Source organism: Nitrospirillum karajorum, from assembly GCF_036348415.1.
GTDB lineage: Bacteria > Pseudomonadota > Alphaproteobacteria > Azospirillales > Azospirillaceae > Nitrospirillum > Nitrospirillum amazonense_B.
Genome location: NZ_JAZBQB010000002.1, coordinates 856,064 through 870,467, shown reverse-complemented (window position 1 = coordinate 870,467; position 14,404 = coordinate 856,064). Strand labels below are relative to the sequence as shown.

At 68.3% G+C, this 14,404-nt stretch carries 15 protein-coding genes; 8 read left to right on the top strand and 7 right to left on the bottom strand.

What is annotated here, in order from left to right; translation table 11 throughout:
- Window positions 1–229: 229 nt before the first annotated feature.
- The 5 genes from UCD39_RS11440 to ilvD all read left to right on the top strand — a co-directional run bounded on the left by UCD39_RS11440 (window position 230) and on the right by ilvD (window position 6,986).
- Window positions 230–1,348, top strand: a complete 1,119-nt coding sequence (locus tag UCD39_RS11440; protein ID WP_330496149.1) for an HlyD family secretion protein — start codon at window positions 230–232, stop codon at window positions 1,346–1,348.
- Between the two features lie 34 nt (window positions 1,349–1,382).
- A complete protein-coding gene (locus UCD39_RS11435) occupies window positions 1,383–3,068 on the top strand; it encodes an MDR family MFS transporter (RefSeq protein WP_330496148.1) in 1,686 nt (561 codons plus the stop codon).
- 174 nt (window positions 3,069–3,242) lie between these two features.
- Window positions 3,243–4,097 carry an ABC transporter permease gene (locus tag UCD39_RS11430; protein WP_330496147.1) on the top strand — a complete coding sequence of 285 codons (855 nt, stop codon included), beginning with the start codon at window positions 3,243–3,245 and terminating at the stop codon, window positions 4,095–4,097.
- Between the two features lie 12 nt (window positions 4,098–4,109).
- Window positions 4,110–5,003, top strand: a complete 894-nt coding sequence (locus tag UCD39_RS11425) for an ABC transporter ATP-binding protein (RefSeq protein ID WP_330496146.1) — start codon at window positions 4,110–4,112, stop codon at window positions 5,001–5,003.
- Between the two features lie 138 nt (window positions 5,004–5,141).
- A complete protein-coding gene (ilvD, locus tag UCD39_RS11420; protein WP_145731526.1) occupies window positions 5,142–6,986 on the top strand; it encodes a dihydroxy-acid dehydratase in 1,845 nt (614 codons plus the stop codon).
- Window positions 6,987–7,041: 55 nt separating this feature from the next.
- On the opposite strand, the gene UCD39_RS11415 is transcribed toward ilvD, so the two are convergent.
- The 6 genes from UCD39_RS11415 to UCD39_RS11390 all read right to left on the bottom strand — a co-directional run bounded on the left by UCD39_RS11415 (window position 7,042) and on the right by UCD39_RS11390 (window position 10,814).
- Complete coding sequence (locus tag UCD39_RS11415) at window positions 7,042–7,446, bottom strand: hypothetical protein (RefSeq protein ID WP_330496145.1); 405 nt, start codon at window positions 7,444–7,446, stop codon at window positions 7,042–7,044.
- A complete protein-coding gene (locus UCD39_RS11410; RefSeq protein ID WP_330496144.1) occupies window positions 7,386–8,030 on the bottom strand; it encodes a CBS domain-containing protein in 645 nt (214 codons plus the stop codon). Before UCD39_RS11410 ends, UCD39_RS11415 begins: the two co-directional genes overlap by 61 nt.
- Window positions 8,031–8,197: 167 nt before the next feature.
- Window positions 8,198–8,779 (bottom strand): YceI family protein, encoded by a 582-nt coding sequence (locus UCD39_RS11405; RefSeq protein WP_330496143.1) that lies wholly within the window; start codon window positions 8,777–8,779, stop codon window positions 8,198–8,200.
- A 163-nt stretch (window positions 8,780–8,942) separates the two neighbouring features.
- A complete protein-coding gene (locus tag UCD39_RS11400) occupies window positions 8,943–9,524 on the bottom strand; it encodes a YceI family protein (RefSeq protein ID WP_330496142.1) in 582 nt (193 codons plus the stop codon).
- A 40-nt stretch (window positions 9,525–9,564) separates the two neighbouring features.
- On the bottom strand, window positions 9,565–10,137 hold the full coding sequence (locus tag UCD39_RS11395; protein WP_330496141.1) for a cytochrome b: 573 nt from the start codon (window positions 10,135–10,137) through the stop codon (window positions 9,565–9,567).
- A 65-nt stretch (window positions 10,138–10,202) separates the two neighbouring features.
- Entirely contained in the window at window positions 10,203–10,814 is a 612-nt protein-coding gene (locus UCD39_RS11390; protein ID WP_322485863.1) for a YceI family protein, read from the bottom strand.
- Between the two features lie 302 nt (window positions 10,815–11,116).
- On the opposite strand from UCD39_RS11390, the gene UCD39_RS11385 reads away from it, so the two are divergent.
- From UCD39_RS11385 to UCD39_RS11375, 3 genes are read left to right on the top strand one after another with little or no spacing between them, the layout of a single operon-like run.
- Window positions 11,117–11,470, top strand: a complete 354-nt coding sequence (locus tag UCD39_RS11385) for a BufA1 family periplasmic bufferin-type metallophore (RefSeq protein ID WP_330496140.1) — start codon at window positions 11,117–11,119, stop codon at window positions 11,468–11,470.
- Between the two features lies 1 nt (window position 11,471).
- Window positions 11,472–12,398 (top strand): MNIO family bufferin maturase, encoded by a 927-nt coding sequence (bufB, locus tag UCD39_RS11380; protein WP_330496139.1) that lies wholly within the window; start codon window positions 11,472–11,474, stop codon window positions 12,396–12,398.
- Complete coding sequence (locus UCD39_RS11375; RefSeq protein WP_330496138.1) at window positions 12,391–13,128, top strand: HvfC/BufC family peptide modification chaperone; 738 nt, start codon at window positions 12,391–12,393, stop codon at window positions 13,126–13,128. Before bufB ends, UCD39_RS11375 begins: the two co-directional genes overlap by 8 nt.
- Here UCD39_RS11375 and nhaA read toward each other — a convergent pair whose 3' ends face one another.
- Window positions 13,129–14,325 (bottom strand): Na+/H+ antiporter NhaA, encoded by a 1,197-nt coding sequence (gene nhaA / locus UCD39_RS11370; RefSeq protein WP_330496137.1) that lies wholly within the window; start codon window positions 14,323–14,325, stop codon window positions 13,129–13,131.
- Between the last annotated feature and the right edge of the window lie 79 nt (window positions 14,326–14,404).

Genomic DNA, 14,404 nt, shown 5'->3' with positions numbered 1-14,404 from the left:
GCCGGGGCCGGTCTGTGACGCTCATCGCACCGTTTGGGACAAGAAACGCTACACAGCGTTTCGTTTGTCGCAGTGCTCCTGGCGCCGGTTCCACACTACCTTACACTTACGAAACGGACCATAGCGAAATGGTCCTTCCCGCCGACCCCCGGTTCGTCATCCGGCCACCGCTCGTGGCTCGGAACACCCCCGGTCGTCCCTGCGGGTTCCAGAATCAAGGAGAGTAATCGTGAGCGGGGTTGTAAAGAAGTCTTCCGTTAAAGTATTGGCCGGCGCGGTCGCCGCCGTGGCGCTTTTGGGCGGGGCGGCGGTGGGCGGTAATTACTATTGGAAGACCGGGCGCTTTCTCGAATCCACCGATGATGCCTATGTCCAGGCGGATTACACCACGGTCGCGCCCAAAGTTTCCGGTTACATCTCCGAGGTGCTTGTGGAGGATAACCAGCCGGTGAAGGCCGGCCAAGTGCTGGCCCGCATCGACGACCGTGATTTCCGCACGGCGCTGGACCAGGCCAAGGCCGACGTGGCCACGGCCGAGGCGGACATCCGCAACATCCAGGCCCAGCGGGTGCAGCAGCAGGCGGTGGTGGCCCAGGCCCAGGCGGCGCTGGCCGCCGACCAGGCCAACCTGACCTTCGCCCGCCAGGACCGCGACCGCTATCGCGACCTGATGAAGACCGGCTTTGGCACGGTGCAGCGCGCCCAGCAGACCGAGGCGGCGGTGACCGACAAGGCCGCCGGCCTGCAGCGCGACCAGGCGGCGTTGGTGGCGGCGCAGAAGCAGGTGGACGTGCTGGCCACGGCGGAGGCCAAGGCGGCCACGGTGCTGGACCGCGCCCAGGCTGTGGCCCGCCAGGCCGAACTGAACCTGTCCTACACCACCATCGCCGCGCCCATCGACGGCACGGTGGGCGCACGCAGCCTGCGCGTGGGCCAATTGGTCCAGGCCGGCACCCAGCTCATGGCGGTGGTGCCCCTGTCCCAGGTCTACGTTCTTGCCAATTTCAAGGAAACCCAGCTGACCGAGGTGCGTCCCGGGCAGCCGGTGCAGGTGACGGTCGACAGCTTCCCCGGCACCACCCTGAAGGGCCGGGTCGACAGCCTGTCGCCCGCCAGCGGCACCAGCTTTGCCCTGCTGCCGCCGGACAACGCCACCGGCAACTTCACCAAGATCGTGCAGCGTATCCCGGTGAAGATCGTGCTGGATGAGGGGCAGCCGCTGGCGGGCCTGCTGCGGCCCGGCATGTCGGCCGAACCGGTCATCGATACCCGGACACAGCCCGCCGGGGCGCCCCAGACGCCGCAATTGGCCAAGTCCACCTCCGGTCTTTATCCCATGGCCCGCTGAGGGCCGCTTCCGATCGCTAAAGGCGCTTCACGCCATGGCCCCCTTCGACAACGCCCACACCCACGGTACCCCGGCCGCCGGCGGCAACCTCCCCCGCACCCTGTCGCCGGCCCGCGGCCCGGCGCCGTCCCACGACGGCAGCCGGGCCGCCCCTTCCTCGACGCCCGCCGCCGACACCGTGTCGTTCAAGACATGGCTGGCGGTGCTGGGCTCAGTGCTGGGCGCCTTCATGGCGGTGCTGAACATCCAGATCGTCAACGCCTCGCTGGCCGACATTCAGGGCGGCATCGGTGCCGGCGTGGATGATGGTGGCTGGATCGCCACCGCCTACCTGATCGGCGAAATCATCGTCATCCCGCTGTCGGGATTCCTCAGCCAGGTGTTCAGCGTGCGCCGCTACCTGATCACCAACACGGTGCTGTTCCTGGTTTTCTCCGTCGCCTGCGCCTTTGCCCAGAACCTGCAGCAGATGATCGTGCTGCGCGCCATCCAGGGCTTCTGCGGCGGCGTGCTGATTCCCATGGCCTTCACCCTGATCATTACCCTGCTGCCCAAGTCGCGGCATCCGCTGGGCCTGGCCCTGTTCGCGCTGACCGCCACCTTCGCCCCGGCCATCGGCCCCACCATCGGCGGCTACCTGACCGAGACCTATGGCTGGAAATATATCTTCTACATCAACCTGGTGCCGGGCGTGTTCATGGTCGCGGCCCTGTGGGCCTCGCTAGAGCGCGCGCCCCTGCGCCTCGGCCTGCTGCGCCAGGGCGATTGGTGGGGAATCGCCACCATGGCCGTGGGCCTGGCCTGCCTGCAGACGGTGCTGGAGGAGGGCAACAAGGATGACTGGTTCGGCTCCGCCTACATCGTGCGGCTGGCCGTCATCGCTGCCGTCGCTCTGGGCGCCTTCCTGGTCATCGAGCTGAAGGTCGACAAGCCCTTGCTGAACCTGCGCCTGCTGGCGCGGCGCAATTTCGGCCTGGGCATCGTCGCCAACGCCTTGCTGGGGGTGGTGCTCTACGCCTCCTCCTACCTGCTGCCGCGCTATCTGGGGCAGATCCAGGGCTACAACGCGCAGCAGATCGGGTCCGTCATGGCCTGGGTGGGACTGCCGCAGCTGGTGCTGATCCCGCTGGTGCCCATGCTCATGAAGCGCTTCGACGCCCGCTGGCTGGCGCTGGTGGGCGCGGCCATCTTCGCCGGCAGTAATTTCATGAACATCCACCTGTGGCTGGGCAGCGCCGCCGACCAGCTGTTCTGGCCCAACATCGTGCGCGCCTTCGGCCAGGCCCTGGTCATGACGCCCCTGTCGGTGGTGGCCACCGGCGGCATCGAGAAGGAGAACGCAGGCTCCGCCTCCGGCCTGTTCAACATGATGCGCAACCTGGGTGGCGCCGTGGGCATCGCCCTGACCCAGACTTGGCTGACCAAGCGTGAACAGTTCCATTCCAATGTCATGACCGGCCAGGTCAGCCTGTTTGGCGAAAGCACCCGCCAGCATCTGGCGATGCTGCAGCGGAAGTTCATGGATCACGGCGTGCCCGATGCCCTCACCGCCTGGCGCCAAGCGGTGGCGGAGGTGGATGCGGGCATCCGCGCCCAGGCCTGGCTGATGGCCTACAGCGACGCCTTTTTCTTCCTGGGCAGCGCCATGGCCCTGTCGGCCGTCGCCATCCTGTTCCTGAAAAAGGCCGCCGCCGGGGCGGACGCCGGCGGCGCGCACTGAGGCGGGGGTGCGGCAATTCGACAGCATCGCCGCCGACAGGAAGGCTTCTAGGCCGCAGTGATAGGTCCTAACAAGGCTCTCTATCCAAAGGCTAAGTCCGGCCATGTCGAAAGGCATACTTGTCAGGGGTCGCGCGCCGGCGATCCCCCCATCCCATCCCTTGGCGGCTCAGCCATGAGCCCCGTTTCCTTCAACGCCAGGACGTCGCCCGACGCGACGCTGATCACCCCCCAGGGGCCGGGCCTGTTGCCCTGGCTGGCGGAGGCCTGGCGCACCCGGCGCATCGCCCTGATGCTGGCGCGGCGCAGCCTGAAGGCCCGCTATCGTCAGACCTGGCTAGGGGCGGGCTGGGCCATCCTGCAGCCCCTGCTGCTCATGCTGGTCTATTGGGGGATTTTCGGCCATCTGCTGGGCGTGCCTACGGGGGGCGACGTGCCCTATCCCGTGTTCGCCTTCACCGGTCTGGTGCTGTGGCAGTTCTTCTCGCGCGCGCTGATGGACGCCAGTGCCAGCATCCTGCACCAGGCCCATTTCGTCACCAAGGTTTACTTTCCCCGGCTGCATATGCCCCTGGCCTCATTGATGGTGGCCGCGGTTGACATGGCGGCGGGCCTGACCTGTCTGGTGGTGCTGCTCGCCGCCTTCCAAGTCTGGCCGCAGCCGCGCTGGCTGTTGCTGCTCGGGCCGTTGGCGCTGCTGCTGGTCACCGGTGCCGGCGCCGCGCTGTTGTTGTCCGCCCTGGTACTGCGCTTCCGCGACGTGGGCCACCTGCTGCCCCTGACGACCCAGGTGCTGATGGTGGCGGCCCCGGTCATCTATCCCGCCCATCTGGTGCCCGGGGTGATGGGGGCGGTCTACCGCCTGAACCCCATGGTGACGGTGATCGAGGGGACGCGGGCCGCCCTGTTGGGCAGTCCGGCGCCGGATCTGGTGCCCGCCCTGTTGTCCGTGCTGTTGGCCATCGGCCTGCTGATGCTGGGCCTCCGCGCTGTCCGGCGTACCGAGCCCGCCATGGCCGATCTGATCTGAAGGGTTTCCCAAATGGCCTTGTATACGTTCAACGGGGCGCTGGGCGCCAGGATCCGCGAGTCCCACCGGTTGGCCGACGCCCTGCCGCCGCCGGCGGTGGAGGTGCGCCACCTGTCCAAGCGCTACGGCGGCGCCGGCCGGGGCGGCATGATTTACGACCTGCTGGCCGGACGCCGATCGAAGCAAGCCGAACCAGCCGGCTTCTGGGCGCTGGACGACCTCAGTTTCACCGTGCCCCAGGGGGGTGTGCTGGGCATCATCGGCCGCAACGGGTCAGGCAAGACGACCCTGATGCGCATCCTGTCGCGCATCACTGCGCCCACGAAGGGGGAGGCCCTGGTGCGCGGCCGCGTGGGCGCCTTGCTGGAGATCGGCTCCGGCTTCCACCCTGAACTGACGGGGCGGGAGAACATCGATTTCAGCGGCGCCATCCTGGGCATGACCGAGAGCGAGGCGCGTGAGGCGGTGGATGCCATCATTGACTTCGCCGAGATCACGGATTTCCTTCACACCCCGGTGAAGCACTATTCCATCGGCATGTACATGCGCCTGGCCTTCGCCGTCTCTTCCCATATCCGCAACGAGGTGCTGTTGCTGGATGAGATCCTGGCGGTGGGCGACGAGCGCTTCCAGGACAAGTGCCGCAGCCGCATCAAGCAACTGTGCGGCGAGGGCCGCACCGTGCTGATCATCAGCCACACCAGCGCCCTGCTGGAGGAGGCGTGCGACAACCTGCTGGTGCTGGAAAAGGGCCGCAAGGTCTTCCTGGGCGATCCCTATGCCGGTATCGACTTCTACCACCGCGACATCCTGCGCCTGCCACCGGGTGCACGCCTGGGCGCCAACGGCCGCCCCTATCGCGCCGCCATCGATGTCGGGCGCATCCGGCGGTGGCGGCAGGGGTGAGGGTCCTGGCCAGGCGCTGACCCGCGCGCCGGGCATGCCGGGGCATCGCCGCCACCAACACCGGAAAGGTTGCCTCTCCGGCCAGATAGTTTTAGAAATTGGCCCCAGTCAGGTAACAATCTTTCAGGATCTGGTTCCGTGCCCCAGCTTCGCTCCCGCACCACCACCCATGGCCGTAACATGGCCGGCGCCCGCGGCCTTTGGCGCGCCACCGGCATGACGGATGCCGATTTCGGCAAGCCCATCGTGGCCATCGCCAATTCCTTCACCCAGTTCGTGCCCGGTCACGTGCATCTTAAGGACCTGGGCCAGCTGGTGGCGGGCGAGGTGGTGGCGGCCGGCGGTGTGGCCAAGGAATTCAACACCATCGCGGTGGATGACGGCATCGCCATGGGCCACGCCGGCATGCTGTACAGCCTGCCCTCGCGCGAGGTCATCGCCGACGCCGTGGAATACATGGTCAACGCGCATTGCGCCGACGCCCTGGTCTGCATCTCCAACTGCGATAAGATCACGCCCGGCATGCTGATGGCCGCCCTGCGCCTCAACATCCCCACCGTGTTCGTCTCCGGCGGGCCCATGGAGGCCGGCAAGGCCCCCGTGCATGGCGAGATCCGCTCCGTCGACCTGATCGACGCCATGGTGGCGGCGGCGGACGACAGCGTCAGCGATGCCGAGGTCCAGGCGCTGGAACAGAACGCCTGCCCCACCTGCGGCTCCTGCTCCGGCATGTTCACCGCCAATTCCATGAATTGCCTGGTGGAGGCTCTGGGCCTGGGCCTGCCCGGCAACGGCACGGTGCTGGCCACCCACGCCGACCGGAAGGCTCTGTTCTTGCGGGCCGGCCGCACGGCGGTGGAAATCGCCAAGCGTTGGTACGAACAGGACGACGCCAGCGTCCTGCCCCGTTCCATCGCCACGTTCGAGGGGTTTGAGAACGCCATCGCCCTGGATATCGCCATGGGCGGGTCCACCAACACCGTGCTGCACCTGCTGGCCGCGGCTTATGAAGGTGGCGTTGATTTCACCATGGCCGACATCGACCGCATGTCGCGCCGGGTGCCCCACCTGTGCAAGGTGGCGCCGTCCTCCGCCACCGTGCATATCGAGGACGTGCACCGCGCCGGCGGCATCATGGGCATCCTGGGTGAACTGGACCGCGCCGGCCTGCTGCACCGCGACGTGCCCACCGTGCACGCCCCCACCATCGGCGCGGCCGTGGACCGCTGGGACATCACCCGCGCCAACGATGCCGACATCAGCGAATTCTACGCCGCCGCCCCCGGTGGCGTGCGCACCACCCAGGCCTTCAGCCAGGCGTCACGCTACACCAGCCTGGACCGTGACCGCGTGAACGGCATCATCCGCAGCAAGGAGAACGCCTTCAGCCAGGACGGCGGCCTGGCCGTGCTGTACGGCAACCTGGCGGTCGACGGCTGCATCGTGAAGACGGCGGGCGTGGACCCGGCGGCCCTGACCTTCACCGGCAAGGCCCGCGTGTTCGAAAGCCAGGACGACGCCGTTTCCGCCATCCTGGGCAACCGGGTTCAGGCGGGCGACGTGGTTCTTATCCGCTATGAGGGCCCGCGTGGCGGTCCCGGCATGCAGGAGATGCTGTATCCCACCAGCTATCTGAAGTCCAAGGGCCTGGGCAAGGTCTGCGCCCTGGTGACCGATGGCCGCTTCTCCGGCGGTAGCTCCGGCCTGTCCATCGGCCACGTCTCGCCCGAGGCGGCGGAGGGCGGAACCATCGGTTTGGTGGAGGAGGGCGACCGCATCGTCATCGACATCCCCAACCGCAGCATCCACCTGGATGTTGAGGATGCGGAGCTGGAGCGCCGCCGCGACGCCATGAAGGCCAAGGGCGCCAAGGCCTGGAAGCCCGCCACCCGCGACCGCAAGGTCTCCGGCGCGCTCAAGGCCTACGCCCACTTCGCCACCTCCGCCTCGCGCGGGGCGGTGCGGGACACGTCGGGGATTTGACCGGGTGCATGTCGGCGGCATGAGATTTCCCCCATGCCGCCGCAGGAGGGGGCGCTTACCCCTCCGCCTCGCCCCACACCAGGAACAGGCCGACATCGCCCGGGAAGCCGTTGGGGAAGTCCAGGACGCGGGCGATCAGGCTGAAGCCCGCTGGTTGCAGCTCGTGGTGCCAGCGCTGGTAAATCTCGGCCGCCTCACCGCGCAGGGTGCGGGGCCAGTCCGGCTCCGGGGCGTTGATGGCGCGGGCGCCGTCGCTGCATAGGTCGGCCGGGAAGCGCAGCAGCAGGAATTCCTTCTCGCCCCGGGCGGCGGCGTCATGCGCGCCCTCCAGCAGCTTATGCCAGGCATGGTCGGCCACATGATGGTCGATCAGTTCCTGCACCTTCTCCTGCCGGCGGGTCAGCGCCTCCTTGCGCTGCTCGGCCAGATGGCGGGCGGCCTCATCATGGAAATTGCCCACCAGGTGGCGGAAGTCGGCGGCGCGGAACAGGGGCTCATGCGCCGGTTCCCGCACGGGCGCAGGCGCGGGGGGGCCTTCCGCTCCCACCGCTGGAACAGGCCGGAGCGGTGCGCCGGCTCCGTCTTCTCGGCCGGTTCTGCCGCCAGCACCTTCAGCAGGTCGGCCCGCGATACGATGCCCACCAGCGATCCGTCCAGCACCACCGGCACCCGCTTGATGCCGTGGGTGATCAGCAGGCGGGCGATGTCGGTGGTGTCGGTGTTGATGTCCACGGTGATGACCGGGGCGGCCATGACATCGCGGGCGGTGCGTTCCCGCTTCTGCACCTCCGCCCAATAGGCGGGCAATTGCTCACCCTCCGCCACCAGGGCCAGCCACCAGTCGCGCCGCGCCTCATGGGCGGCACCCGCTTCCTCCCGGTCGATCAGGTCACCTTCGCTGACCATGCCGATGACCCCGCCGTGGCTGTCCACCACCGGCGCGGCGCTGACGCCCCGTTCCAGCAGCAAGGCGGCGATGCGGCTGACCGGCGTGTCGGGCGTCACGGTCAGCACATTTTCGGTCATTACGTCATGGGCGCGCATGGGGCGGCTTTCCTGTCACGGTGGGCTGGTCACGATGGGTCCGTGCCGAAAAAGATAACCCAATGAAAGGACGGCCGTCTTTGCGCTGCATCATAGCCAGGGGAGCACTTCCCCCAATGCGCCGGACGCCTGTCCTTTGGTAAGACCGCGCCCGCGCGCCACCCCCGTCAGGGTTGGGCCGTGGCCGTCAGATCCACCGTCACCGCCACGGCCAGGTCCACCGACCGGCCCTTGCTGAACAGGCCATGGCCGCCGACGTCATAGTCGGTGCGCACCAGATCCAGCCGGCCCACGGCGTGGGCCTTGCCGTCGGTGAGGTCCAGGGTGAAGGGTAGGGTCACGTCCTTCTTGATGCCGCGGATGGTCAGGGAGCCCACGGCCTCATACTGGTTGCCGCCCATGGCGCGGAAGGTCGTGGCCTCGAACACCGCGTCGGGAAAGGCGTGGACGTTGAACCAGTCTTCGCCCGGCAGGGCCTCGTCCTTTTCCGCATCCCCGATGACGGCGCTGCCCATGGCGATGGTCACCTTGGCGTGTCCGGCGGCCGGGGTGGCGGGGTCGAAGTCGATGGCGGCATCCCAGGTGCCGAAGCGGCCGGTGAATTCCTTGCCGCTCTGGTGGCCGATGAAGCCCAGCTGGCTCTGGGTCTTGTCCACGGTCCAGGGCGCGGCGCCCGCCGGGGTGGACATCAGGGGCGACAGCAACAGGGCGGCCAGGGCGGGGATCAGAGAAGACGGGCGCAGGGTCACGGGCGACAACCTCCAGGACATGCCGATTTGGCGGTGGTTGTCCGATAATAATCGAGGCGTCGGCGGTGCCGTCTGCGACCTTGCGTAGCATACAGCGTAAGCAAAAACCCCGAACGCGATGGCGTCCGGGGTTCCCTTATCTTACCGTTTACTGTGTTACGGCTTACTTGGTGGTCGCGTTCAGGTCCACGGTGACGCTGACGGCCAGGGCCACCATCTTGCCGTCGGACCAGGCGCCCTGGCCCACGCCGTAATCGGTACGCACCAGGTCCAGCTTGCCCACCGCGTGGGCCTTGCCGCCCGCCACGTCCAGGGTGAAGGGCAGGGTCACGTCCTTCTTGATGCCGCGGATGGTCAGGGTGCCCACCGCCTCATACTGGTTGCCGCCCCCCTTGGCGGAACTGACCGATTTGAAGCTGGTGGCCTCGAACACCGCCTTGGGGAAGGCCTTGGTGCTGAACCAGTCGGCCTCGGGCAGGGACTGGTCCTTCTGCACGTCGCCGGTCTTGGCGCTGGCCATGTCGATGGTGACGGTGGCGTGGCCCGCCGCCGGGTTGGCGGGGTCGAAGTCGATGGTGGCGTCCCAGCGGGTGAACTGGCCGCTGAAGGCGGCACCGCTCTGGCTGCCGGTGAAGCCCAGCTTGCTGTGGGCGGTATCCACGGTCCAACTGGCCGCGGCGGCCGGACCGGCCGCCAGCAGGGCGCCCAGGGCGGCGGCCCAGGCTGTGGTGGTGAGGAACTTCATGATGGGCATCCTCAGTCTTGGGAAAGGGCGGCCGGGGGACTTAGGCCCGGCGGCCGAAACGGGGAACCATGCGCAGCAGCACGTCATCCTTGACCAGGAAGTGATGGCGCAGCGCCGCCAGGGCGTGGACCACAACCAGGGCCACCAGGATCCAGGCGGCTAACTCATGCGCCTCCGACACCACGTCGTTGATCGGCGCCTTGTTCTCCAGGTCCGCCAGGACGGGCATGTGCGGGAAGGGGATGACGCCGTACAGCACGGTCGGAATGTTGAATTTCGAGGTGGAGACGACGGCCCATCCGGTCAGCGGCATGCCCAGCAGCAGGGCGTACAGGCCGGCATGACCCAGATGGGCGGCGGCCTTTTCCCACAGCGGCATGTGGGCCGGCAGGGGGGGCGGACGGTGGGCCAGGCGCCAGGCCGCCCGGAACAGGGTCAGGGCCAGGACGGTGATGCCCACCGACTTGTGCAGCTGGAACAGCTTGAACTGGTCGGGGGAGCCGGGCGGCAGCGACGTCATCGTCCAGCCCATGATCAACAGGCCCAGGATGGCGAGGACGGTCAGCCAATGGACCAGAATGGCCACGCTGTTGTAACGCGCCGCGACGGTCATGGTCCGGCTCCCCCTTCAGTCAGTTAAACGTCGCCCAGCATAACCCATTACTGGGCATAACCAAATTACTGGGCGCGATCGAACTCGCCGCTGATCAGCAGCTCGACCTCGTCGCTGACGTAGGGCACGTACTTGTCGACACCGAATTCGGACCGCTTCACCTGCGCCTTGGCGTCGAAGCCGACGACATAGGCCTTGGTCATCGGGTTGGTGCCGCCGCCGTGGAAGCTGGCGTCCAGGGTCACCGGCTTGGTCACGCCGTGCAGGGTCAACTCACCGATGATCTTGCCGGTGGTGGCGCCGGTCACCTCGATCTTGGTGGCCTTGAAGGTGGCGGTGGGGAACTTGGCGGTGTCGAAGAAGTCCGGGCTGTTCAGGTGCTCATCCAGCTTCGGGTTGGCGGTGGACAGGCCCTTCACGTTGATGGTCACGTCCAGCTTGCTCTTGGCCGGGGCCTTGGGGTCGAAGTCCAGCGTGCCCTCCAGGTCCGGGAAGGCGCCGTAATAGGTGGAGAAGCCGAAGTGGGTGATGGCGAACACCACCTTGGCGTGGCTCTTGTCCAGGGTGAAGTGGCCGCCCTCGACCTTGGTCAGGTCGGTCGTGGCCTGGGCCAAGGCGGTCGCGGGGGCGGCGGCCAGCAGGGCGGCGGCCAGCATCAGGGCGGGAATGCGCTTCATGGGATGGTTCCTTGAGAAAAAGCTGGCCGGATGGCCGGGGAAGGGGGACCGGCCATCACCCGCAAGAAGGGCGATGGCCGGCGTTACGGGCTTAATCTAGGTCGCCCCGCATCCGCCCACAATCAAGGAAGCCTGGAATTCATTGTTCCATTCGTCGCACCAATCCCGCCGTCCTTGCGGCGATTTCACACGCCATGCGGGGTTTTATGGCGCCGCCAAAGGGCGTAGGGTCTGGCTGCCCGCCCGCCTGGGGCGGCCTCCCAGGGCGCGCGATGGAGCCCGTCTTGCCGAAGGATGGCCTGATGACCGAACGAACCACCGCCTTGAAAGCCGCCCTGGCGTTGGCTGGCGCCCTGACCGCCCTCAGTACTGGCGCGCAGGCGCACGTCGGCCCCGCGCCGGAGGGCATGGAGAAGTGCTACGGCATCGCCAAGGCGGGCGAGAATTCCTGCGCGTCGGCCGCCGGCACCCATGATTGCGGCGCCCTGTCCAAGGTGGATTATGACGGCCAGGAATTCCTGGACGTGGACAAGGGCACCTGCCGCGCCATGGGCGGCAAGCTGAAGCCGTTCAAGGGCATCGGCAAGGCGCCGCGTGCGGTGGCCCCCAAGGCCGACGCGGCCAAGACCGTTCCGCCCAAGCCCCCGCAGGACTGAGATGCCCGAGGGCACCGCCTCCCTGGTCGCGTTGCCGCGCCGCGCCGGTATCGGCCTGCGCCACCCGCACGTGCCGGCCTTCCTGGAAGGGGAACGGCCGGACGTCGCCTGGGTCGAGGTACACAGCGAAACCTACCTGGTCGCGGGCGGCCCCCGCCTGGCGGCGCTGGAGGCCATCCGGCGCGACCATGCCCTGTCCTGCCATGGCGTCGGCCTGTCGCTGGGCAGCGCCCATGGGTTGGACGCCACCCACCTGGCCAACCTGCGGCGCCTGTATGATCGCCTGCAGCCGGAGCAGATCTCCGACCATCTGGCCTGGACCGGCACGGACGGCGCCTATCTCAACGACCTGCTGCCCTTGCCCCTGACGGCGCACACGCTGGATGTCGTGGCGGCCAATGTCGCCCATGCCCAGGACGTGCTGGGCCGCCGGCTGCTGGTGGAGAACCCCTCCCTCTACATGCCCCTGACCCTGCCGCCGGGGGTGGAGGCGATGCCCGAGCCGCAGTTCCTGGCGGAACTGGCGGCGCGCACCGGCTGCGGCCTGTTGCTGGACGTGAACAATGTCGCGGTCTGCGCCCATAATCTGGGCTTCGACGCCGCGCGTTACCTGGCGGATTTTCCCCTGGCGGCGGTGGGCGAAATCCATGTGGCCGGCCACCGGCGCGAAGCCTTCGCCCCCTGGGTGGGGCCAGATGCCCGTGCCGGCGGCGTCGTGCTGATCGACGATCATGCCAGCCGGGTGTCCGACGGCGTGTGGGATCTGCTGGCCGGGGTGCTGGCCCGCACCGGTCCCCTGCCCGTGCTGGTGGAATGGGACATGGACCTGCCGCCGCTGGACGTGCTGCTGGGCGAGGCCGCGCGGGCCCAGTCCCTCTTGGATGCCGTCCACCAATTCCCCCACCGCGGGCAGGTGGCGCATGCTTGAGGCCTTTCAGGCGCAGATGCAGCGGGCCCTGCTGGCACCTAGCGGAATTGCCGTGGACCTCGCCACCGGCCCGCTGGCCGAGGCGCGGCTGAAGATCTACCGCGCCAATGTGCAGCAATCCCTGGCAGAGGCGTTGGCCGCCGCCTTTCCCATCACCCTGCGGCTCATGGGCGTGCCCGCCTTTCGCGCGGCGGCGCTGGATTTCGTGCGCGCCCATCCGCCCGGGCGACCGCAACTGGCGGCTTATGGAGGGGATTTTCCGGCGGCGCTGGTGCCCCTGGATGCCGCCGCCGCCGATATGGCCCGTTTGGAATGGGCGGTGATGGAGGCCTATTTCGCCGCCGACGCGTCATCGCTGACGGCGGAACAGCTCGCGGCCTTCCCGCCTGGCGATTATGCCCAGCTGCGCTTCACCGCCCATCCCGCTGCCCGCGTGGTCTGGCTGGGCCACGACGTGCTGCCGCTGTGGCGGCAGGCGCAGGCGGATGAGGATTTGGCGCTGTCGGCGCCTGAGGCGGCGGCGGTTGAGATCCTGGTGCTGCGCCCCGCTGATGGCATCGTCTGCGTGGCGCTGCCACCGGGGGCCGCGGCGGCCATCCAGTCCCTGCTGGATGGCGAGACGCTGGAACAGGCGGCGGCGGCCGGCCTGGCGGTGGAGCCGGCGCTGGACCTGCAGGCCATGCTGCACATGCTGCTGGCCCAGGGGGCCCTGGCCGGGGCGAGCCTTTGATCAGCCCTGGCGGCGCGCCAGCGCCAGCCACAGCCCGCCACCCAGGGCGGAGAGTAGGGACCCGCCGAAGACGCCCAGCTTGGCCTCCCCCGCCAAGCCCGCGTCGGGGAAGGCCAGGCCGGCGATGAACAGGCTCATGGTGAAGCCGATGCCGCACAGCATGGCGATGCCGTAGAGGCCGCCCCACGAAACCTGCGCCGGCAGCTTGGCGATGCCCAGGCGCACGGCGGCGGCGGTGAAGGCGAAGACACCCAGTTGCTTGCCCAGGAACAGGCCCAGCGCGATGCCCAGCGGCACGGGGTCCAACAGGCTGGACCAGTCCAGGCCCTGGAAGCTGACGCCGGCGTTGGCGAAGCCGAACAGGGGCAGGACGCCGAAATAGACGAGGGGGTGCAACGCCTCTTCCAGGCGGTGCAGCGGCGACGGCCCGGCGTCCTCTTCTTCCTCGCTGTCATCGGAGGAAGCGCCGAGGGGGATGGTCAGCGCCAGCAGCACCCCCGCCATGGTGGCATGGATGCCGGAGCGCAGCACCGCCACCCACAGGACCAGCCCCACCACCAGATAGGGCGCCAGCCGGCGCACCCCCAGGCGGTTCATGCCCACCAGCACGGCCAGCGCCAGGGCGGCCAGGCCCAGGTCCGGCCACGACAGGCCGCCGCTGTAGAACAGGGCGATGATCACGATGGCGGCCAGATCGTCGAAAATGGCCAGGGAGGACAGGAACAGGAAGGCGGGGCGCGGCATGCCCCGGCCAAAGGCCGACAGGGCCGCCAGGGCGAAGGCGATGTCGGTGGCCGCCGGCGTGGCCCAGCCGGCCAGCGCGTCGGCATGGCCCCAGTTCAGGCCGACGTAGATCAGCACCGGAACCAGCACGCCGCCCAGGGCCGCGATGCCGGGCAGGGCGATTTGCGACGGGCTGGACAGGTCGCCGCCCACCATCTCGCGCTTGATCTCCAATCCCACCAGCAGGAAGAACAGCGCCATCAGCAGGTCGTTCACCCACTGCTCCACCGACAGGGTGGCGGGCCCGACGCCCAGCGGCGCGTGCAGCGCGTGGAAATAGGTGGGCGCCAGGCTGGAGTTGGCCACCGCCAACCCCGCGACCGACAGGACCAGCAGCAGAATCTCGCCCCAGTTGTCCAGGGCCAGGAAGCGTTCCACGCGATTATGGAGTCGGCGGACCAGTGACTTGATCATTGGTCCCCTCTCGGCGGCAGCATCAGCATCAGGCGGAGACTATCACGCCTCCGCCGATGCGCAACCCAATGGGGGCCCC

Bases quoted from the DNA above. Each gene is read 5' to 3' on its own strand.
- UCD39_RS11435 (WP_330496148.1), top strand. From the start codon at position 1,383: ATGGCCCCCTTCGACAACGCCCACACCCACGGTACCCCGGCCGCCGGC.
- UCD39_RS11430 (WP_330496147.1), top strand. From the start codon at position 3,243: ATGAGCCCCGTTTCCTTCAACGCCAGGACGTCGCCCGACGCGACGCTG.
- UCD39_RS11425 (WP_330496146.1), top strand. From the start codon at position 4,110: ATGGCCTTGTATACGTTCAACGGGGCGCTGGGCGCCAGGATCCGCGAG.
- UCD39_RS11410 (WP_330496144.1), bottom strand. From the start codon at position 8,030: ATGCGCGCCCATGACGTAATGACCGAAAATGTGCTGACCGTGACGCCC.
- UCD39_RS11400 (WP_330496142.1), bottom strand. From the start codon at position 9,524: ATGAAGTTCCTCACCACCACAGCCTGGGCCGCCGCCCTGGGCGCCCTG.
- UCD39_RS11395 (WP_330496141.1), bottom strand. From the start codon at position 10,137: ATGACCGTCGCGGCGCGTTACAACAGCGTGGCCATTCTGGTCCATTGG.
- UCD39_RS11390 (WP_322485863.1), bottom strand. From the start codon at position 10,814: ATGAAGCGCATTCCCGCCCTGATGCTGGCCGCCGCCCTGCTGGCCGCC.
- UCD39_RS11385 (WP_330496140.1), top strand. From the start codon at position 11,117: ATGACCGAACGAACCACCGCCTTGAAAGCCGCCCTGGCGTTGGCTGGC.
- bufB (WP_330496139.1), top strand. From the start codon at position 11,472: ATGCCCGAGGGCACCGCCTCCCTGGTCGCGTTGCCGCGCCGCGCCGGT.
- UCD39_RS11375 (WP_330496138.1), top strand. From the start codon at position 12,391: ATGCTTGAGGCCTTTCAGGCGCAGATGCAGCGGGCCCTGCTGGCACCT.
- nhaA (WP_330496137.1), bottom strand. From the start codon at position 14,325: ATGATCAAGTCACTGGTCCGCCGACTCCATAATCGCGTGGAACGCTTC.